Origin of the sequence: Aeromicrobium ginsengisoli (assembly GCF_004134905.2) — a bacterium.
In the GTDB taxonomy this organism is placed as follows: Bacteria; Actinomycetota; Actinomycetes; order Propionibacteriales; family Nocardioidaceae; genus Aeromicrobium; species Aeromicrobium ginsengisoli.
The window spans coordinates 13,482-32,610 of the sequence record NZ_SDPQ02000001.1 but is presented as its reverse complement, the minus strand read 5'-3'; the positions used below and the strand labels follow the sequence as shown (position 1 = coordinate 32,610).

Here is a 19,129-nt window from a genome sequence, read left to right as displayed (position 1 = left end):
CATCGTGGGTCCCCGAGCCGGCCCGCCCCCTGGAGGCGGACCGGATCAGATCAGCTGTGGACCTGCTGCGCCGCGATCGTGACCGCGTTGAGCGTCGCCGACAAGGTCTGCGTCGCGTTGAGCGAGCCCGAGTCGAACGTGACGGCGATCGTCGCGGTGACGGTGTCGCCGCCGTTGGCCTCGGTGATCTCGGCCGGGATGTCGACGCCATCGATCTGGTACGTCGCGACGATGTCGAGATCGTCCGTCAGCGCGTTGGTGGCGGCGAATCCCCCACCGGTGACATCGAGCGTCGCGCGAAGGTGATCACCCGTCGCCGTGATGTCGAACGTGCAGACCTTGGTGATGACATCGCCCGGGACGACCTTGTCGCCCGGCTCGTACGGATCGTTCGGCGCTGACTCGCCGTCGTCCAGCAGCCAGCCTGCGCCGCAGTCCGGCGTCGACAGCTTGAGCTCACCGGCCGCGATCGCGCCACCCGGCACGCTGACGTCGGCGTTCCAGAACGCGAGCGAACCGGCTCCGCCAAGCAGCAGAATGCCGGCGGCGGACGCCGCCAGGGCGCCCTTAGTAGACCTCTTCATGAGTTACTCCCTCTTTCATCGCTGCGCACCAGAGGGGTCGCGCAGTCGATCTCCCACGTCGAGCGTGCACCCTCAGGGCACCGCCTGGCAGGCAATCGGGAAAAGATGACTCGAACTGACTACCCAGAGGTCAGGAGCAGACAGAGACGGCCGGGACCCGAAAGAGTCCCGGCCGTCTCAAGAGGTGACGCCTAGTGGTTGCGTTTCACCAACCGCGCTCAGCCAGCCGGTGGGGCTCGGGGATGTCGTCGACGTTGATGCCGACCATGGCCTCACCCAGACCGCGCGAGACCTTGGCGATCACGTCAGGGTCGTCGAAGAACGTGGTGGCCTTGACGATGGCCTCGGCGCGCTGAGCCGGGTTGCCGGACTTGAAGATGCCCGAGCCGACGAACACGCCCTCGGCGCCGAGCTGCATCATCATCGCGGCGTCGGCCGGGGTCGCGATGCCGCCGGCGGTGAAGAGCACCACAGGGAGCTTGCCGTTCTCGGCGACCTCCTTGACGAGCTCGTAGGGGGCCTGCAGCTCCTTGGCCGCGACGAACAGCTCGTCCTCGGACAACGAGCCGAGGCGGCGGATCTGCGCACGGATCTGGCGCATGTGCGTCGTCGCGTTGGACACGTCACCGGTGCCGGCCTCGCCCTTGGAGCGGATCATCGCCGCGCCCTCGGTCAGCCGGCGAAGCGCCTCGCCGAGGTTGGTCGCACCGCAGACGAACGGCACCGTGAACTGCCACTTGTCGATGTGGTTGGCGTAGTCGGCCGGGGTCAGCACCTCGGACTCGTCGATGTAGTCGACGCCGAGAGACTGCAGCACCTGCGCCTCGACGAAGTGACCGATGCGGGCCTTGGCCATGACCGGGATCGAGACGGCCTCGATGATGCCGTCGATCAGGTCGGGATCGGACATCCGGGCAACGCCGCCCTGCGAACGGATGTCGGCGGGTACGCGCTCCAGCGCCATCACGGCGACCGCGCCGGCATCCTCCGCGATCTTGGCCTGCTCGGCGTTGACGACGTCCATGATCACGCCGCCCTTGAGCATCTCTGCCATGCCGCGCTTGACCCGCGACGTACCGGTTGCCTCGTTGCTCACTGCTGTGTCCTTTGATGTGCCTGGATGATCGTCCTCAGTCTACTCGGGACGAGCTCGCCTCCACGCGGTGGACAACTGCCGGACGTACGCCGCGACGCCGGGCCAGATCCCGCCACCGCCGCCGCTCCTCAGGCCCGCTCGCAGCGGCCCCGAGCAGGTCGCCGACGCGGGTCAGCTTGCGCCGTGGACGGCCTTGCCGCGCACCGTCGAGCCGCTCCGCACGATCGATCGCGCGCCACCCCCTGACGTCGACGTGATCCGGCACGCGCGAGCGTACGAACGCGGCGAACCCGTCGCGCGACGGATCGGCGAGCAGCCCCGCATTGAAGTCGGCGATCAGGTGCTCGACGGTCTCCTGCGCGCACGTCTTGTTGGTGCCGATGAATCCCGTCGGTCCCCGCTTGATCCACCCGACGACGTACGTCCCTGCGGACCCGTTGACACGTCCCCCGGCGTGGGGAATCGTGCCGGTCTCCTCGTCGAACGGGACTCCGGCGACGGGCACACCGCGATAGCCGATCGACCGCAGCACGAGGCCGGTCTCGATCGTCATGACGTCATCGGTCGGCACCGGGCGCACGATCCCGTCGTCGGTCACCAGCTCGTTGCGGCAGACCCGCACGCCGGTGACGCGGTCGTCGCCGAGGAGCTCGACCGGAGACGTCGCGAAGCGGAACACGATGCGCCGGTTGCCTTCGCGCGCCGGCCGGGCGACAGCCGCGCGGAGGGCCGACAGCTTCTGGCCGATCATGACGTCCTCGACCGGCCGCGTCAGGTCGGCGCCCTCGACGGCGATGTCGATGTCGTCGCGGCCCAGCAGCCCGATGAGCTCCGGGAGCGTGAACGCGGCCTCCGCGGCGCCGCGCCTGCCGAGCAGCACGACCTCTCGCACGGCGCTCTCTCGCAACGCCGCGAGCGCGTGGTCCGCGATGTCGGTCGACACCAGCCGAGTGGGGTGCGTCGCCAGGATGCGAGCGACGTCGAGTGCGACATTGCCGTTGCCGACGATGACGGCGCGCTCGCTGCTCAGGTCGACGTCGTCGCCGGCGTGATCGGGGTGCCCGTTGTACCAAGCCACGAAGTCGGTCGCCGTTGCGCTGCCGGGCAGCTGCTCCCCCGACAGGCCGAGCACCCGGTCCTGCGACGCTCCCGTGGCATAGACCACCGCGTGATGGTGCTCGAGCAGCTCGTCATGCGTCACGTCCGCCCCGACCTCGACGTTGAGCGCGTACGCGAACCCCGGCTGGTCCTCGACCTGCCGGAACAGCTCGTCGATCGCCTTGGTGTGCTGGTGATCCGGCGCGACTCCGGCGCGGACCAGCCCGTACGGTGTGGGGAGCCGGTCGACCACGGTGACGTCGACCCCCGGCCGCTTCAACAGCTCGTCGGCCGCGTAGAGCGCCGCCGGTCCCGAGCCGACGATCGCCACACGGAGGCCGCCTCGGCTGGGATCCTTCGCGAGGATCGGTGTCACCGGCGCCTGCGCCGGGTGCTCCCGGCCAGCTCCGTGGAACAAGGCGTTGACCTCGACGAACGGCAGCTGGGCCTCCTGCAGCTTGGTGTCAGGGACGATCGCGCCGACCGGGCACGCGCTCACGCACGCGCCGCAGTCGACGCACGAGACGGGATCGACGTAGAGCATCTCGGCCAGGCCGAAGTCGGCCTCGTCGGGCGTCGGGTGGATCGCGTTGACCGGGCAGGCGAAGACGCACGACGCGTCGCCGCAGCACGCCTGGGTGACGACATGGCTCACGACGCATGGCTCCTTCGCTGGCGCTCAGTCACTCTCAACCCTGGGAGAACGCGACGGGCGGCTCGCTGCGGTAGCGCGACGGGCGACCGTCGATGCGGCACAGCTTCCACATCCAGCGGGCCATCCGGTTCTTGCGCAGCTCCGACTGGTCGGCCAGCATGCGCACGTCTCCGAACAGCTCCTGCAGGCGCTCGCGGGACTCCGGCGCCCTCCAGTAGAGGTCCTTCATGACCTTGCGCGGGATGCCGAACTCCTTGCGGAACGCCTTGGACGGCACCATGATCACGTCGCACAGCACGCGCATGATGACCGGGAACAGCAGCGAGATGACGAACTTCTCGACGCGGCCGAGCCGCGAGGCGTTGCGCCGGATGTAGTGGTGCGCGAACGAGATGTGCCGCGCCTCCTCGGCGACGTGGATCTCCATGATGCGCGAGAGGACGGGCGGCAGGTCCTTGCCGCTGCGCAGGATCCCCTTCTGCGTGTGATCGATCGGCTCCTCACCCGCCAGCACCCCGATGAAGAACGCGAACGGCACCGCCGAACCGGCCAACGGCAGGATTCCGGCGACCTTGCGCATGAGCCACGGCATGCCGGCGACGTCGACCCCGATGCGGTTGACGGTCTGCTGGAACATCTGCGTGTGGTGGCACTCCTCGGTCGCCTCGTGCGTGAGGTAGCGGTACTCCGGCGAGCCGTTGGGCAGCGTGAAGACGTACTGCATGATGCCGCGGATCAGGATGTTCTCGAACTGCAGGCCAACCTTGAGGATGTTGGCCTGGCGCCACTGCCCGATCTCGATCTGCCGGGCCAGTGACTGCGACTGGTACCACGGGTGGGCGCCGAGCGGGTCGACGTCGGCCGGCAGCACCCAGCGCGGGTCGTCGTGGTGGACCTGGAAGTCCGGATCGCTCCACGGCACGTCGATGAACGCGTCGAAGTGGCGGTCGACCGACGCCTGCGACAGCCCTTCGAGGATGTCGGCGTACTGCTCGGGCGTCACGTCCACCGGGATGTCGGGCAGGTCTTCCACGTGGTCGAGCGTCTGGGACATCTGGGGCTCCTCGTCAGTCGGTTCTTCCGTCAGCATGCGCCATACCGAGGGTATGTGTCAACGACGATGTCACATAGGGAGTGTCACGCTTTTCACAGGGGTCGTTGCACAGCGAAGGGCCCCGCACCCCTGGACGGTGCGAGGCCCTTCGGTCTGGGTGGCTCAGGCGTTGCCGCGCGTGCGCCGGCGCACCGCGAACGCGGCACCTGAAGCGGTCACGGCGAGGCCACCGGCGAACAGCCAGGCCAGGTCGAGGCCCGCGTCCTGCTGCTCGGAGGCGAGGCCGGCATCGATGCGGTTCGGCAGCTCGACCGTGTCCCGGGTGTCGACGACATCGTCGACCGAGTTCTTCGACTCGCCGTCGTCGCCATCGTTCGGCTCGTCGCTGTCGGGCGTGCAGTCGACGCCGTGCGTCGGGCAGGGCTCCGGGTTGGTGAGGTCACCGGGACCCTTGGGGTCGTTGGGCTTCGGCGCGGGGCCGACCTTGTCGTCAGGACCCTCGGGCTTGGGGGCATCGCTCAGGTTGCCGGGACCCTTCGGGTCGGCCGGCTTGGGAGCCGGAGCCTTGTCCTCGGGAACCTCCGGCTTCGGAGCCGGGGCCTTGATGTCGAGATCGGGCTGCGGGTCGGTGTGCGGCGGGACGATGATGACCGGGCCGGGCTCGGTCGCCATGGCGGCGGCCGGAACCATCGTGAGCGCGGCGGTGGCCAGCGGGACGGCGACGATCAGGTTGCGGATGGTGGCGTTCATGTCATGTTCTCCTCTTGGTCGGTGGTGCTTCTGGTGTGGTGGTGGCTGTGGTTGTTGCTTGCTCGGATGTAGGAGCACGAGACCCCCGATGTCCTTGCAACTTTTCTGGACGTTTTTCCGGACAGCTGTTGCTGAGGTGTGAAATCGCAGGTCAGGGCGCCAAGCGGGCGAAGACGATCGTGTTGTCGGGATACATACGGGTCACCGGGTCCGGCGTGCCGCCGCACGTGATGAGGCGCAGCACGGAGCGGTCGGTCTCGTTCCAGATCCGGTCGTACGGCAGCCGGTCCTTGCCGGCCCGCTCCACGGACTCGACGACGAACGTCGACCGGCCGTCCGTACGCTCGACCGTCACGCGGTCCCCCGGCGCCAGCTCGTGCAGCCGGGCGAACACGTCGTCGCCCGCGGGGCCGTGGACGTGGGCGACGAGCACAGCCGGGCCCGGGGCGCCGGGGCGCGGCCCCAGGTCGTACCAGCCGGCGTCGCCGAAGTCGGGGGTCTGCATGGCGCCGTTCGCCTTGAGACCGACGCCATGGAGGCGCTCGCTGACCGTGATCGCCGGGATCGACAGATGGGTCGGCCGGCCGACGGGACGGGCCTCATGGCGTACGGACACCGGTGGAGGCGGCGGCGCGGCCTGGACGGGTGCCGGCTCAGGCGTGCGGACCTCGGGCGCGGTGCGGCCCGAGCCGACGAGCCCTCCGAGCGCGGCGACGGACACCGCGGTGACGAGAGTGGTGCGGACGATGCGGTTCATGCCAGGTGCCTCCGGGTCTCGTGTGCCTACACGAGTGGGAGCACCTGACGCCCCTGCTTCTTACAACTTTTCCCCGCTGGATCCTCAGCCCGGGCAGGGATCGACGTTGACGGTGCGCGACGACGACGCCGTGTTGCCGCGCCTGTCGGTGGCCGTGACCCGCAGGGTCACCGAGCCGCCGGCGGCGAACTGGCCCATGTCAGCCGTCCAGACCGAGCCCGAGCGGGACATCGACGTGCTGCCCGAGCCGGCGCCGCTCCAGCGCAGCACGACCGACGAGAGACCGCTCTCGTCCGAGACGCTGACGCGTACGGGATTGCTGGTGCAGGTCGAGCTGGAGCCGAGGCTGGGCCGGCCGACGACCGGGTCGCGCTCCTCGACGACCGACACGTTGACCGCGGCACTGCCTGCTGCCCACGAGACACTGAGGCGGCCCGACGACCTGCCCTCGCCGACATCGCCACGATCGGCGCGTACGGTGACGCGTGACGACGTGCCGGCCGCGACGCGTCCGGTCGACGGCGACGCCGACAGCCACGCGGCGCCGGACGACAGGCGATAGTCGACCGGCAGCCCACCGGTGTTGGTGAGGGTGATCGTCGAGGTGCTGCCACTACGACCGAGGGCGATCGACGTGGTCGACACCGTGAGGTTGCCCGGCGCCGGCGTCGTCGCGGTCGGCGAGGGGGTGGGCGTCGTGGTCGGCTTGGCGTCGAGCGTCGGCTCGGTCGACGGCTGCACCGTCGGCTGGCTCGTCACGACATCCCCCTTGGGCGACGGGTCGTCGTCGTTGCCGGCCCAGAACAGTGCCGCGATGCCGGCCAGGATGATGACGACAGCGGCGGCGACGGCCGTCACCGCGGCCTTGGGTCGTCCGCGGGGCGCCAGCGCGGGGGTCACGGTGAGGGGCTCGCCGGTCGGCGTCGTGTAGGCGACGAGCTGCGGGTCGCTCACGACGCGGTCACGCAGCGTCAGCGGCGCCGCGAAGATCGGCACGGACGCCAGCAGCATCCACGGGCTCAGGATCTTCTTGCGCCGCTTGGAGCACACGTCGCAGTCGTCGACGTGGCGCGAGACGCGCTTGCGGATCAGTGGAGAGAACGTGCCGTCCCAGTCGGCGAGCAGGTCGTCGAGGTCGTCGCAGTCGTCGCGACCGAGCCGGGCGATCAGCAACGCGCCGAGGGACCGGTCGACCTGAGCCCGCAGGCGGTTGAGCATGACGTACGCGTTGGAGGCCGACACCCCCATCGCCTCGCCGAGCTCGGCGCCCTCGAGGCCCTGCCGCAGGTGCAGGTCGAGGAGGGCGCGATCGCGGTCGGCGAGGCCGGCAGAGGCGTCCCACACGATCTTCTGCATCGCGGCGCGCTCCGCCTCCTGGTCCGGAGTCAAGGCGTCGTCAGCCATCTGAATCAGCTGCTCCTCGCCGCCGAACGCGACGCGTTTGCGCGCTCGCAGCTTGCGCAGGCACTCGCTGCGCACGATGGCGTACAGCCAGGGCCGCAACCGTTCGGGGTCCCGCAGCTGGCTGAGCCGCTCCGCCACGAGGACGAACGAGTCCGCCACCGCGTCGGCGGCGTCCTCCCGGTGCCGCAGCATCGAGTAGGCGAAGTCGTAGAGCTTGGTCCCGTAGCGGTCGTAGACCGCGGCGAACGCGTCGCGGTCCGCAGCCAGCACCCCCGCGACGAGGTCCGCGTCCGTGGGACTGGTGGGCTCGCTCACGCAGGCATCCTACGAAGAATCGCAGGGCCGTACGGGCAACGCGCGACATCGGTCACTCTCTTCTCCTGGTGGTCTTGTCACCAGTAGGAGTCGCGAGCGGGCCGGGTCTTACAACTTTCTGGCGATCAGCTGCCGAGACCGGGATCGGCGACAGCCTGCTTGTGCACCATCAGCATCCGCTGGATCACCGTGATCGTGCTGGCCACCGCCAGAGCCCACAGTGTGATCTCGCGCAGGAACGGCGCGTCGAACATGCCGGAGAAGCCCGTCATCACGAGGATCGCCACCAGCCGGTCCGAACGCTCCGCGATGCCGCCCTTGGCCGTCATGCCGAGGCTCTCGGCACGCGCACGGGCGTACGAGGTGAGCCCGCCGAGCACGAGGCACGCCAGGCTGAGGTAGAGGTAGATCCGCGGGTCACCAAGCTCGGCCTTGGCGTCAGACGTCGTGTAGTAGAGCAGCAGGCCGCCGAAGATCGCGGCGTCGCCGACCCGGTCGAGCGTCGAGTCGAGGAACGCCCCCCACTTGGACGACTGGCCGGACTTGCGGGCCATGTAGCCGTCGATGATGTCGCTGAACACGAACGCGGTGACGACCAGGACACCGATCAGGAACTCGCCCTGTGGGAAGAAGATCAGCGCTCCGGCGCTGACGCCGATCGTGCCGACCCAGGTGACCCAGTCGGGCTTGACCCCGAGCCGAAGGAGCAGGTCGCCGAGCGGCGCCCAGACGTTGGACCAGAACTGGCGGAAGCGTTCGAGCATGGGTTACTCCTTGGGCCAGGCGGCCGCGAGCATGTCGCGGGTGTCGCCCAGCAGTTGCGGCATGGTCTTGGTCTGGCCGATGACAGGCAGGAAGTTGGCGTCCCCACCCCAGCGCGGCACGATGTGCTGATGCAGGTGCGCGGCAATGCCGGCACCCGCGATGTTGCCCTGGTTCATGCCCAGGTTGAAGCCCTGGGGACTCGTGACCTCGCGCATGGTGCGCATCGCGGTCTTGGTCAGCTCGGCGACCTCGAGCGTCTCCTCGTCGGTCAGGTCGGTGTAGTCCGCGACGTGACGGTAGGGGCAGACCAGCAGGTGACCGGCGTTGTAGGGGTAGAGGTTGAGCACCGCGTACGCGTGCTCGCCCCGGTGCACGATGAGCCCTTCGACGTCGTCCATCTGCGGGATGCGGCAGAACGGGCAGTCGGCCTCGTCGCCGGTAGCCGGCTTGCCCTCGCCCTTGATGTAGACAATCCGGTGCGGGGTCCAGAGCCGCTCGAATGCATCTGGCTCGCCCACGCCATCCTGCCCGAGACGCTCGTCGTGATCAGCCACCCCAGCAGCCTAGTGGTGCGCCGTGGCGGGGCACGAGCCGTGGTGCCACCGCGTCGTGTTGACTGGGTTCCACGTGCTCCGTGCGGGGCGGACCGAGAGGATTCACATGGTCGACTGGGAGCACCAGCCCACATCCGGACCCGCGGTGTTCCTGGGTGCCGGCATCATGACCGCGCTCGCCGGAGCATCGCTGTTGTGGATCTCCGCCACGTCGTCCACCGATCGAGGCCTCGTCATCTTCGGGATCGCCGCCCTCGTGGCCGGACTGTGCAGCGCCGGCCTGGCATCCCACCAGCTGCTGCGCCGGCGGCGATCCTCCTAGCTCAGACCTGCACTCGTGTCGTGACCGCCTCGACGATGCGGGCGATGGCGTCGTCGAGCACGATGCCGTTCTCCTGCTCACCGCTGCGGTAGCGGAACGACACGGCACCGGCCTCGATGTCGTTGTCGCCGGCGATGACCATGAACGGGACCTTCTGGGTCTGCGCGTTGCGGATCTTCTTCTGCATGCGCTCGTCGGAGTCGTCGACCTCGACGCGGATGCCCTGGGCCTTGAGCCTGGCCGCGAGCTCGTAGAGGTAGTCGGCGTGCCGCTCGGCAACCGGGATGCCGACGACCTGCACGGGCGCGAGCCAGGGCGGGAAGGCGCCGGCGTAGTGCTCGACGAGCACACCCATGAAGCGTTCGATCGAGCCGAACTTGGCCGAGTGGATCATGACGGGCTGCTGGCGCGAGCCGTCTGCGGCGACGTACTCGAGGTTGAAGCGCTCGGGTGACGGCTGGTTGAAGTCGTACTGGATCGTGCCGAGCTGCCAGGTGCGACCGATCGCGTCGCGCGCCTGGACCGAGACCTTGGGGCCGTAGTAGGCCGCGCCGCCGGGATCGGGCACGAGCTCCAGCCCGCTGTCGATGCATACGTCCTCGAGCACCTTGGTCGCGATCGCCCAGTCCTCGTCGGAGCCGATGAACTTGTCGGGCTTGGAGTCGTCGCGGGTCGACAGCTCGAGGTAGTAGTCGGGCATGCCGAAGTCGCGCAGCAGGCTGAGCATGAAGTCGAGCAGGTGGCGGATCTCGTCCGGCGCCTGCTCAGGAGTGACGTAGGAGTGCGAGTCGTCCTGGGCGAACCCGCGGACGCGCGTCAGTCCGTGGATCACGCCCGACTTCTCGTGCCGGTAGACGTGCCCGAACTCGAAGAGCCGCAGCGGGAGCTCACGGTATGACCGACCGCGTGAACGGAAGATCAGGTTGTGCATCGGGCAGTTCATGGCCTTGAGCCGGTAGTCGTTGCCGTCGACGTCGAGCGCGGGGAACATGCCCTCGCCGTAGTAGGGCAGGTGGCCGGAGGTGTAGAACAGCTCCTCCTTGGCGATGTGCGGCGTGCCGACGTACTCGAAGCCCTCCTCGATGTGGCGCCGGCGGACGTAGTCCTCCATCTCGCGCTTGATCACACCGCCCTTGGGGTGGAACACCGGCAGGCCGGAGCCGATCTCGTCGGGGAAGCTGTAGAGGTCGAGCTCGGTGCCGAGCCGCCGGTGGTCGCGGCGCTGCGCCTCCTCGATGCGGTGCAAGTGCTCGTCGAGGGCCTCCTTGGTCTCCCAGGCGGTGCCGTAGATGCGCTGCAGCTGCTTGTTCTTCTCGTCGCCGCGCCAGTAGGCAGCGGCACTGCGCATGAGCTTGAACGCCGGGATGCGCTTGGTGGTCGGCAGGTGCGGGCCGCGGCACAGGTCCTTCCACGCGAGCGAGCCGTCACGCTTGAGGTTGTCGTAGATCGTGAGGCCGCCGGCGCCGACCTCGACGCTGGCTCCCTCGGCGGCGTCACCGGCGGTGGACTTGAGGCCGATGAGCTCGAGCTTGTAGGGCTCGTCGGACAACTCGGTGCGGGCGTCGTCGTCGGAGATCTCACGGCGGTCGAACTTCTGCCCCTCCTTGACGATCTTGCGCATGCGCGACTCGATCTTGTCGAGGTCCTCGGGCACGAACGGCTCGGGCACGTCGAAGTCGTAGTAGAAGCCGTCGGTGATCGGCGGGCCGATGCCGAGCTTGGCCTCGGGGAACAGCTCCTGCACGGCCTGCGCCATGACGTGCGCGGTCGAGTGGCGCAGGATGTCGCGGCCGTCGGCGGAGTCGATCGCGACACCTTCGACCTCGTCGCCGTCGACCAGCTCGTAGGCGAGGTCCTTGAGCTCACCGCCGACCCGGGCCGCGATGACGTCGGGCGTCTCGGCGAACAGCTGCCACGCCTTGGTGCCCGTCTCGACAGCTCGTGACTCTGCGTTCAGGACGATCTGGATGTCGGGCATGCGTGACCTCTGTTCGGTATGACGCGCCCTACGGATGGCGCGTGCTGCTTCCGTCCACCCTATGGCAGTGCGGCGACGTGAACAGAGGTGGTCGCAGCGGTCGCGAAATGCGGCTGCGGGGGCCATAGTTGCGACCATGGGGAACACCACTGCGACAGTCGTTCTCATCGACGACTCTGCTGAGGTACGCGAGCTCCTCAAGACCCAGTTCAGGTTGTCCGGGCTGCTCACGGTCGTCGGTGACGGAGCCAACGGGGTCGAGGCCATCGGACTGGCGCACCGGCACCAGCCCGACCTGCTGCTGCTCGACCTCTCGATGCCCTCGATGGACGGGCTCGACGCTCTGCACGGGATCCTCACGGTCTCCCCCCAGACCCGTGTCGTCATCTACACCGGGTTCGAGAGCAACGGCCTCGCCGACCGGGCGATCGAGCTGGGCGCCGCCGCGTTCCTGGAGAAGTCGGTCCCGATCGAGCAGATGGCGAATCGCCTGCACGCCATCGTGGCCGACACCGCTGCGTCACCGGCCCCGGAGCGACGACTGGAAGTCGTACCGGATCCCGCAGAGCGCCAGGTGAGCACCGAGCAGGAGCACGCGCACGACGACCAGAGCGTGCTCGACGAGCACCTCGAACGGTTCCGCGAGGTGTTCGAGCAGGCTGCGATCGGCATGGCGACGATGACCTTGACCGGCAGCATCGTGCGGGCCAACCGAGCACTCGGCGAGATCCTGCTCCGCAAGCACCAGGACCTGGTCGGCGTCGACTACGCCACCCTCACCTTCGGCCGCGGCGCACAGCTGGGCGCAGCCCTCGACGAGATCGTGGTGGGCGCCGCGGACCTGGTGCACCTGGAGCACGAGGTGCGCGGGACACCCGAACCCCGCCACGTGCAGGCCTCGATCGCCGCGATCCGCGACGAGGCCGGCGCGCCGCTCTACCTGTTCCTGCAGGTCCAGGACGTCACGGCTCAGCGCGCCGCCGAGGAACGGCTCCGGCTCAGCGAGGAGCGCTTCCGGCTCCTGGTCGACGCCGTCGAGGAATATGCGATCTTCATGCTCTCGCCCGAAGGCATCGTGGTCAGCTGGAACCCCGGAGCGCAGCGCAGCGAGGGATACCGCGCCGAGGAGATCATCGGGCGGCACTTCCGGACGTTCTATCCCCGCGAGCTGCAGGAGGCCCGGCACCCCGAGTACGAGCTCGAGCGCGCACTGGCCGATGGTCACTACTCCGAGGAGGGCTGGCGCGTACGCAAGGACGGCTCGGTGTTCTGGGCGCACGTCCTGATCACCGCCGTGTTCGACGACGCCGGGCAGCACCTGGGCTTCGCCAAGGTCACCCGCGACATCACCACCAACCGGGAGTCGCAGGAAGAGCTGCGGCAGAGCGAGGAGCGTTTCCGGCTGCTCGTCGAGGCGGTGGCCGACTACGCGATCTTCATGCTCGATCCCGAAGGTCACGTCATGAGCTGGAACACCGGTGCTCAACGAAGCACCGGCTACTCGAGCCGCGAGATCATCGGCCAGCACTTCCGGATCTTCTACCTGCCCGAGAGCCAGGCCGAGCGGCATCCCGAGAGCGAGCTCGAGATCGCCCTCGACACCGGCCGCTACGAGGAGGAGGGCTGGCGCGTGCGCAAGGACGGCACGCGTTACTGGTCCAACGTCGTGATCACCGCCGTGTTCAACGACGTCGGCGAGCACGTCGGCTTCGCCAAGGTGACGCGCGACCGCACCGAGAAGCGGCTCACCGAAGAGGAGCGGGAGCAGACCAACGCCTCGCTCGCCGCGCTCAACGAACGACTCCGGCAGGCCGCCGCGGACCAGACCCAATTCCTCGCCGTCACGGCACACGAGCTGCGTACCCCCGCAGCGGTGCTTCGCGGGACGGCCGACACGCTGTCCCGGCACTGGGCCGACCTGGGCGAGCAGGAGCGCACCGGTCTGCTGGCCGGCATGTCGTCGAGCGCCGATCGTCTCGGCCGGCTGCTCAACGACCTGCTCACGGCGTCCAAGCTCGACTCCGACGCGCTCAACCTGCGCCCTGTACGTGTCTCGATCGCCACGTTGGTCACCACGGCCGTCGACGGCGCCCGTCTCGCAAGCACCGGCGTCGACATCCAGGTCGGCGCGATCCCGGAGGTCGACGTCCTGGTCGATACCAACCGGATCGGCCAGGCGATCGACAACCTCATCGGCAACGCCATCTCGCACGGCACTCCTCCGGTCAGGCTCGACGTGGCCGTGTCCGCTGACATGGCACAGGTCCGCGTGAGCGACTCGGGCTCGGGGGTGGACACCGACGTCCTGCCGCGGCTGTTCGAACGGTTCGCGACCGGCGACAACGTCCGCGGCACGGGTCTCGGGCTGTTCATCGCCCGCGAGCTCGCCCGGGCCTCGGGTGGCGAAGCGTTCTACGAGCCCTCCACGCCGGGCAACTCGGCCGGCACGTTCGTGCTGACCGTGCCGGTCGCCTGAGTCAGACGAGCTTGGCGACCTCCGCGGCCGCGCGCTCCCCCGCTCGTACGGCACCGTCCATGTAGCCGGACCAGTACGTCGCGGTCTCGGTGCCGGCCCAGTGCACGCGACCGTGCGGCTCGCGGATCGTCGAGCCGTACGCGACGGTGGCGCCGGGTTGCACCGTGGCGATGGGGCTGCCCATCGTCCACCGCTCGTGGGTCCAGTCGTGCTCGACGTACTCGACGGGGTTGAGCGCCTCAGCACCCACGACCTTGGCGAATCCCTCGAGCACGAGCTGGCGACGCTCGGCGAGCGGCAGCATCGCGCACTGCTGCCACGACGAGCCGCCGACGAACGCCAGGAGCACACCGACCTTGGCGTCTGCGGGGCAGTTGTCGAAGACCGTGCGCACGACGCCGCTGTTGAGGACGCCGGAGCCCGAGAGACCCTTGGCGCGCCAGAACGGCGTGGCGTACACCGCGTCGACCTTCATCAAGGTGCCCATCGGCATGCGCTGCATCAGCTGCAGGCGACGCGGTGGGAGCAGCGGCGACCAGTCGATGCCCAGCACCAGCGGCGGCGGGATCGCGACGATGACCCGCTTCGCCGTGACGGTGCCGCGATCGCTGACGACCGTGACGCCCGTGCTCGTCTGCTTGATCTTGCGCACCGGGGCGTTGAGCGCGACCCGTGAGCCCAGCGCCGACGCGACTCGCAGCGGGAGCAGGCCTGAGCCGCCCACGAACCTCGAGTCCTGCGCCGCGTCGGGCGTACCGGATGACCGTTCGAACGTGCCCGCGTTGGTCTCGTTGCCGGCCGTCGCGATGTACCAGAGCAGGAACAGCAGCGAGATGCCCTCGGCATCGACGCCGAATGCGGACTGGAAGTAGGCCTTGATGACCTCGCGCACGGTGGGGATCAACGTGTTCTGCCGGATCCAGGTGTCGACCGTCATGGTGTCCCACTCGGCCGCCCGCTTGGCGGTCCACGGTGCGTCGACGGGGACCTGCTTGGACATCTCGTCGATACGGAGCTGCAGCAGCAGGGCGTCGGCGAGGATCAGCGGGTCGGGCGGGACCGTGCCGGTGTACTTCATGGTGCTGCCGTCGGCACTGACGTAGACGTTCTTGCCGGTGACGTACTCCTTGAACGTCTCGACCTTGAGCTCCTTGGCGAGCGCGAGCACGTGGTCCTGCGTCGGCCCGACGAACGCGCCGCCGGACTCGATGACCGAGCCGTTCCTGAGGGTGTGGTTGAGCAGCCGGCCGCCGACACGGTTGCGCGCCTCGAGGACCAGCACCTTCTTGCCGCTCGCGACCAGCTTCCGGGCGGCGACGAGGCCCGACAGCCCGCCACCCACGACCACGACGTCGACGCTCGTGGGCAGGCTTCCGGAGGTCGTCGCCGCCTCGGCGGCCTCGCCCAGTCCTCCGATCGCGAGGATCGCACCTCCCGCGGCAGCGCCGCTCAGCAGTCCGCGTCGTGACAGTCCGTGCTCAGCCATGCGATGCCCTCTCGTTTGCTGTGTCAACGAGGGATGCGCCGAAAGGGAACGCGTTCTAGCGCGACGGGACCTCCGGGATCGGCAACAGAGCCGCCGGAGCGTGCGCCGGAACCGCAGGCGATCTCGGCGCCACGACCGGCACGCGTACGTACGGAGCGCCCAGCGCTGGACGCGGATCCGGCTCCCCTTTGTTGGGCCACAGCGCCATCGCGCGCTCGGACTGCGCCGTGATCGTGAGCGATGGGTTGACCCCCAGGTTGGCGGTGACGGCCGACCCGTCCGACACGTGCAGCCCGGGATGGCCGTGGACCCGCTGGTACGGGTCGATGACCCCGGTCTCGGCCGACTCGCCGATCGCACAGCCACCGATGAAATGCGCCGTCAACGGGATGCCGGCCATGTCGGTCGTCGATCCTCCCGCGTACCCGCCGATACGTCGGGCCAGGTCGCGCGCGACCCGGTTGGCCACCGGGATCCACGTTGGATTCGGCTCACCAACGCCCTGCTTGCTCGTCATGCGCCGGCCGAGGACACCACGCTTGAGGTAGGTCGTGATCGAGTTGTCCAGCGACTGCATGACCAGCACGACGATCGACTGCTCGGCCCAGCGACGCGGGTTGTGCAGCCTGAACGCGCCCTTGAGTCCGAGCTCGCGATAGACCCGCCAGATGCTGCGGATCGTCGATCCGGGCTGATCCTTGTCGACGAGCGGAGCGTTGAGCAGCGACAGCGCGCTCGACCCTCGCCCGTACCGGACCGGCTCGACATGGGTGTGCTCGTCGGGATGGAACGACGACGTGATCGAGACGCCGGGCGTGTAGTCGGCCCGCTTGTCGCTGGCCCGCGCGCTCAACACCGCCTCGGAGTTGGTGCGGCTCAGCTCGCCGATGCGCGGCGAGAGCCCGGGCAGCGAGCTGGTCCGGAGCCGGTGGAGCAGGTTCTGGGTGTTGAGCGCGTTGCCGGCGAACACGACCTGCTGGGCGGTGAAGGTCCGCCGACGGAGGCGGTTGCCCGTGCGCCGCGTACGGATCTCGTAGCCGCCCTCCTTCGGCCGTACGTCCGTCACGGTCGTCAGCGGGTGCACCTCCGCGCCCGCGGCCTCGGCGAGGTGGAGGTAGTTCTTGGGCAGGGTGTTCTTGGCGTTGTGGCGGCAGCCGGTCATGCATGCGCCGCAGTCGGTGCACGTACGCCGACGGGGTCCCGCACCACCGAAGAACGGGTCATCCACCTCGACGCCGGGCTCCGCACCGAACAGCACGCCGACGTCCGCGGCGTGGAACGTGTCGCCGACGCCGTAGTCCTTGGCCAGGGACTCCATCAGGTCATCGGCCGGCGTACGACCGGGATAGGTGACGACGCCGAGCATCTTCTTGGCCTGCGCGTAGTGCGGCGCCAGCTCGTCCTTCCAGTCGGCGATGTGGGCCCACTGAGGGTCGCGGTAGAACGCGTCGAGCGGCTCGTAGAGCGTGTTGGCGTACACCAGCGATCCGCCGCCGACGCCGGTGCCGCTGGCGATCAGCACGTCGCGCAGGAGCGTCAGCCGCATGATGCCGAAGCATCGCGCCCACGGCGCCCAGAGGTAGCGACGCGTACGCCATGACGTCTTCGGCAGCTCGTGGTCGGCGAACCGGCGACCCATCTCCAGCACGCCCACGCGATAGCCCTTCTCCGTCAGCCGGAGCGCGGCGACACTGCCCCCGAAGCCAGAACCCACCACGACGACGTCATAGTCATACCCAGTCATGGCGGGCAGCATACGGGCTTGTTGACACTGTGCCAATAGCCGGTGAGACTGGGCTCATGACCGCGACCCGTCAGCGCCTGGCACCCGCTCAACGCCGCCAGCAGATCATCGACGCAGCACGGGTCCTCTACTCCGACCGCCCGTACGACGACGTGTCGACGAGCGAGCTCGCCGAGGCGGCCGGTGTCGCCCGTGGCCTGATCAACCACTACTTCGGCGACAAGCGCGAGCTCTTCCTGGCGGTCATGCGCGAGTCGATCCTGATGCCCGAGCGCCCGTTGACCGGCCTCGAGGGGCGGCCCATCGAGGAGCGCGCCCGGCTCACGATGGACTGGATCCTCGACGCCGCCACGACGTACGGCCAGGCGTGGGTCGCCGCGAGCGGTGCCGCCAACCTGCACGGCAGCTCGGACATCCAGGCGATCGTCGACGAGGCCGACGATCGCGCGGCCCGCCTCGTGCTCGACGCGCTGGGCCTGCCAGACGATCCCCGTCTGCGGGCGCGGCTGCGGCCGACCGCGGCATTGACCAAATCCGTCTGCCGGGAGTGGCTCCAGCGCGGTACGTTCAGCCGGGACGAAGCGCTCGACCTGCTCACCGCATCAGTCCTGTTGTTCGTCCAGAAGGAGCTCCCGTGAAGAAGCGACGATCATGACGTCCGTCGGCATCATCGGCTCGGGCTTCGGTGCGCTCGCAGTCGCGATCGAGCTCAAGCGCGCCGGCCACACCGACCTGCGGCTCTGGGAGCGTTCGCACGATCTCGGCGGGGTGTGGCGCGACAACACCTACCCCGGCGCCGGCTGTGACGTCCCTTCGCCGCTCTACTCGTTCTCCTACGAGCCCAACCCGCACTGGTCCAGGCGTTATGCGTTGCAGGAGGAGATCCACGCCTACATCCGCTCGGTCGCCGACACCTACGGCATCACGCCGCTCGTACGCTTCGACAGCGAGGTCGTGGCGGCGCGGTGGAACGCGGACTCCGCGACCTGGACCGTGACGATCGGTGAGACCGAGGAGACCGTCGACATCCTCGTCAGCGCCGTCGGCCAGCTGTCCCGGCCGGTGCTGCCACCCATCGAGGGCATCGACTCCTTCGAGGGCACCTCGTTCCACTCCGCACAGTGGGACCACTCGTTCGACGCGACCGGCACGTCCGTCGCGGTCGTGGGCGCTGGTGCCAGCGCGGTGCAGCTCATCCCCCACCTGGCCCGCGACGCCCGCAAGCTCGTCGTGTTCCAGCGCTCCCCCAACTACCTGATGCCCAAGCCCGACAAGCCCTACACGTCGTTCCACAAGAAGCTGTTCCAGATCGCGCCGGTGAGCCAGCGGCTCGAGCGCGGCGGTGTGTGGGCCGTGACGGAGCAGTTCGCCCGTGGTCTCGACGACGAGTCGAGGGTCGGTCGCATCAACAAGGCGATCGCGATGTGGCACCTCCGCAAGCAGGTCACGGATCCCGAGCTGCGAGCCAAGCTGACGCCCGACTACCCGATCGGGTGCAAGCGCATCCTGTTCTCCAACGAGTTCTATCCCGCGCTGGCGCAGGACAACGTCGACGTCGTCACGCACGCGATCACCAAGGTGACTCCCAAGGGCGTGGTCGACACCGAGGGCGTCGAGCACGAGGTCGACGCGATCATCTACGCGACCGGCTTCGACTCACAGGACTTCCTCCAGTCGATCGACATCACCGGCACCCGCGGGCAGAAGCTCGCGACCCAGTGGGCCGACGGCGCGCACGCCTACCTCGGCATGTACGTCCCGAACTTCCCCAACCTGTTCGTCACCTATGGCCCCAACACCAACCTCGGCGGCGGGTCGATCATCTTCATGCTCGAGGCGCAGGCGCGACACATGCGTCAGACCCTCGACCGGCTCGTGGCCGGCGACTACCGGACCGTCGAGGTCACCGAAGAGGCCGAGCTGGCATACGACCGCGAGCTCTCCGAGAAGCTCGAGCACTCGCCGTGGGCGCACTGCGACAACTGGTACCGCCACCGTTCGGGTCGCATCACCTCCAACTGGCCCGGTTCGACCCGCCCGTTCGCCCAGGCCACCAAGACCCTCGATGCGACAGCGTTCCGGTGGGCATGA

General features: G+C 68.9%; 16 protein-coding genes. 4 read left to right on the top strand and 12 right to left on the bottom strand.

Annotated elements, in window-relative coordinates; translation table 11 throughout:
• Positions 1–50: 50 nt before the first annotated feature.
• From ESP70_RS00170 to ESP70_RS00130, 9 genes are all read right to left on the bottom strand, one after another.
• Positions 51–584 carry an alternate-type signal peptide domain-containing protein gene (locus ESP70_RS00170; protein ID WP_149687382.1) on the bottom strand — a complete coding sequence of 178 codons (534 nt, stop codon included), beginning with the start codon at positions 582–584 and terminating at the stop codon, positions 51–53.
• 205 nt (positions 585–789) lie between these two features.
• Complete coding sequence (pdxS, locus tag ESP70_RS00165) at positions 790–1,680, bottom strand: pyridoxal 5'-phosphate synthase lyase subunit PdxS (RefSeq protein WP_056214400.1); 891 nt, start codon at positions 1,678–1,680, stop codon at positions 790–792.
• Between the two features lie 34 nt (positions 1,681–1,714).
• Positions 1,715–3,433, bottom strand: a complete 1,719-nt coding sequence (locus ESP70_RS00160; RefSeq protein WP_149687381.1) for an FAD-dependent oxidoreductase — start codon at positions 3,431–3,433, stop codon at positions 1,715–1,717.
• Between the two features lie 34 nt (positions 3,434–3,467).
• Entirely contained in the window at positions 3,468–4,487 is a 1,020-nt protein-coding gene (locus ESP70_RS00155) for an AurF N-oxygenase family protein (RefSeq protein ID WP_149687380.1), read from the bottom strand.
• 162 nt (positions 4,488–4,649) lie between these two features.
• Positions 4,650–5,237 (bottom strand): superantigen-like protein SSL4, encoded by a 588-nt coding sequence (locus ESP70_RS00150; RefSeq protein WP_149687379.1) that lies wholly within the window; start codon positions 5,235–5,237, stop codon positions 4,650–4,652.
• Positions 5,238–5,388: 151 nt separating this feature from the next.
• Positions 5,389–5,994: a sortase domain-containing protein gene (locus ESP70_RS00145; RefSeq protein WP_149687378.1), complete on the bottom strand. Its 606-nt coding sequence runs from the start codon at positions 5,992–5,994 to the stop codon at positions 5,389–5,391.
• A gap of 84 nt (positions 5,995–6,078) precedes the next feature.
• Positions 6,079–7,713 carry a sigma-70 family RNA polymerase sigma factor gene (locus tag ESP70_RS00140; RefSeq protein WP_149687377.1) on the bottom strand — a complete coding sequence of 545 codons (1,635 nt, stop codon included), beginning with the start codon at positions 7,711–7,713 and terminating at the stop codon, positions 6,079–6,081.
• Positions 7,714–7,838: 125 nt separating this feature from the next.
• Complete coding sequence (gene pgsA / locus ESP70_RS00135) at positions 7,839–8,477, bottom strand: phosphatidylinositol phosphate synthase (RefSeq protein ID WP_149687376.1); 639 nt, start codon at positions 8,475–8,477, stop codon at positions 7,839–7,841.
• 3 nt (positions 8,478–8,480) lie between these two features.
• Complete coding sequence (locus ESP70_RS00130) at positions 8,481–9,032, bottom strand: HIT family protein (RefSeq protein ID WP_149687375.1); 552 nt, start codon at positions 9,030–9,032, stop codon at positions 8,481–8,483.
• 106 nt (positions 9,033–9,138) lie between these two features.
• Between ESP70_RS00130 and ESP70_RS00125 the strand changes: the two genes are divergently transcribed.
• Complete coding sequence (locus ESP70_RS00125; RefSeq protein ID WP_149687374.1) at positions 9,139–9,354, top strand: hypothetical protein; 216 nt, start codon at positions 9,139–9,141, stop codon at positions 9,352–9,354.
• A 1-nt stretch (position 9,355) separates the two neighbouring features.
• On the opposite strand, the gene thrS is transcribed toward ESP70_RS00125, so the two are convergent.
• Positions 9,356–11,332, bottom strand: coding sequence for a threonine--tRNA ligase (gene thrS, locus ESP70_RS00120; protein ID WP_149687373.1), 1,977 nt, complete (start codon positions 11,330–11,332; stop codon positions 9,356–9,358).
• A gap of 136 nt (positions 11,333–11,468) precedes the next feature.
• On the opposite strand from thrS, the gene ESP70_RS00115 reads away from it, so the two are divergent.
• On the top strand, positions 11,469–13,808 hold the full coding sequence (locus ESP70_RS00115; protein WP_188110422.1) for a PAS domain S-box protein: 2,340 nt from the start codon (positions 11,469–11,471) through the stop codon (positions 13,806–13,808).
• Position 13,809: 1 nt separating this feature from the next.
• Here ESP70_RS00115 and ESP70_RS00110 read toward each other — a convergent pair whose 3' ends face one another.
• Both ESP70_RS00110 and ESP70_RS00105 read right to left on the bottom strand, forming a co-directional pair.
• Positions 13,810–15,294 carry a flavin monoamine oxidase family protein gene (locus ESP70_RS00110; RefSeq protein ID WP_149687371.1) on the bottom strand — a complete coding sequence of 495 codons (1,485 nt, stop codon included), beginning with the start codon at positions 15,292–15,294 and terminating at the stop codon, positions 13,810–13,812.
• A gap of 55 nt (positions 15,295–15,349) precedes the next feature.
• The gene (locus tag ESP70_RS00105) at positions 15,350–17,038 is read right to left on the bottom strand and encodes a GMC family oxidoreductase (protein WP_149687370.1); all 1,689 of its coding nucleotides are present in this window, start codon (positions 17,036–17,038) and stop codon (positions 15,350–15,352) included.
• A 56-nt stretch (positions 17,039–17,094) separates the two neighbouring features.
• On the opposite strand from ESP70_RS00105, the gene ESP70_RS00100 reads away from it, so the two are divergent.
• Both ESP70_RS00100 and ESP70_RS00095 read left to right on the top strand, forming a co-directional pair.
• On the top strand, positions 17,095–17,676 hold the full coding sequence (locus ESP70_RS00100) for a TetR/AcrR family transcriptional regulator (protein ID WP_149687369.1): 582 nt from the start codon (positions 17,095–17,097) through the stop codon (positions 17,674–17,676).
• Between the two features lie 13 nt (positions 17,677–17,689).
• Entirely contained in the window at positions 17,690–19,129 is a 1,440-nt protein-coding gene (locus ESP70_RS00095; RefSeq protein WP_149687368.1) for a flavin-containing monooxygenase, read from the top strand.

Bases quoted from the DNA above. Each gene is read 5' to 3' on its own strand.
- ESP70_RS00170 (WP_149687382.1), bottom strand. From the start codon at position 584: ATGAAGAGGTCTACTAAGGGCGCCCTGGCGGCGTCCGCCGCCGGCATT.
- ESP70_RS00155 (WP_149687380.1), bottom strand. From the start codon at position 4,487: ATGTCCCAGACGCTCGACCACGTGGAAGACCTGCCCGACATCCCGGTG.
- ESP70_RS00150 (WP_149687379.1), bottom strand. From the start codon at position 5,237: ATGAACGCCACCATCCGCAACCTGATCGTCGCCGTCCCGCTGGCCACC.
- ESP70_RS00145 (WP_149687378.1), bottom strand. From the start codon at position 5,994: ATGAACCGCATCGTCCGCACCACTCTCGTCACCGCGGTGTCCGTCGCC.
- pgsA (WP_149687376.1), bottom strand. From the start codon at position 8,477: ATGCTCGAACGCTTCCGCCAGTTCTGGTCCAACGTCTGGGCGCCGCTC.
- ESP70_RS00125 (WP_149687374.1), top strand. From the start codon at position 9,139: ATGGTCGACTGGGAGCACCAGCCCACATCCGGACCCGCGGTGTTCCTG.
- thrS (WP_149687373.1), bottom strand. From the start codon at position 11,332: ATGCCCGACATCCAGATCGTCCTGAACGCAGAGTCACGAGCTGTCGAG.
- ESP70_RS00115 (WP_188110422.1), top strand. From the start codon at position 11,469: ATGGGGAACACCACTGCGACAGTCGTTCTCATCGACGACTCTGCTGAG.
- ESP70_RS00110 (WP_149687371.1), bottom strand. From the start codon at position 15,294: ATGGCTGAGCACGGACTGTCACGACGCGGACTGCTGAGCGGCGCTGCC.
- ESP70_RS00105 (WP_149687370.1), bottom strand. From the start codon at position 17,038: ATGACTGGGTATGACTATGACGTCGTCGTGGTGGGTTCTGGCTTCGGG.
- ESP70_RS00100 (WP_149687369.1), top strand. From the start codon at position 17,095: ATGACCGCGACCCGTCAGCGCCTGGCACCCGCTCAACGCCGCCAGCAG.
- ESP70_RS00095 (WP_149687368.1), top strand. From the start codon at position 17,690: ATGACGTCCGTCGGCATCATCGGCTCGGGCTTCGGTGCGCTCGCAGTC.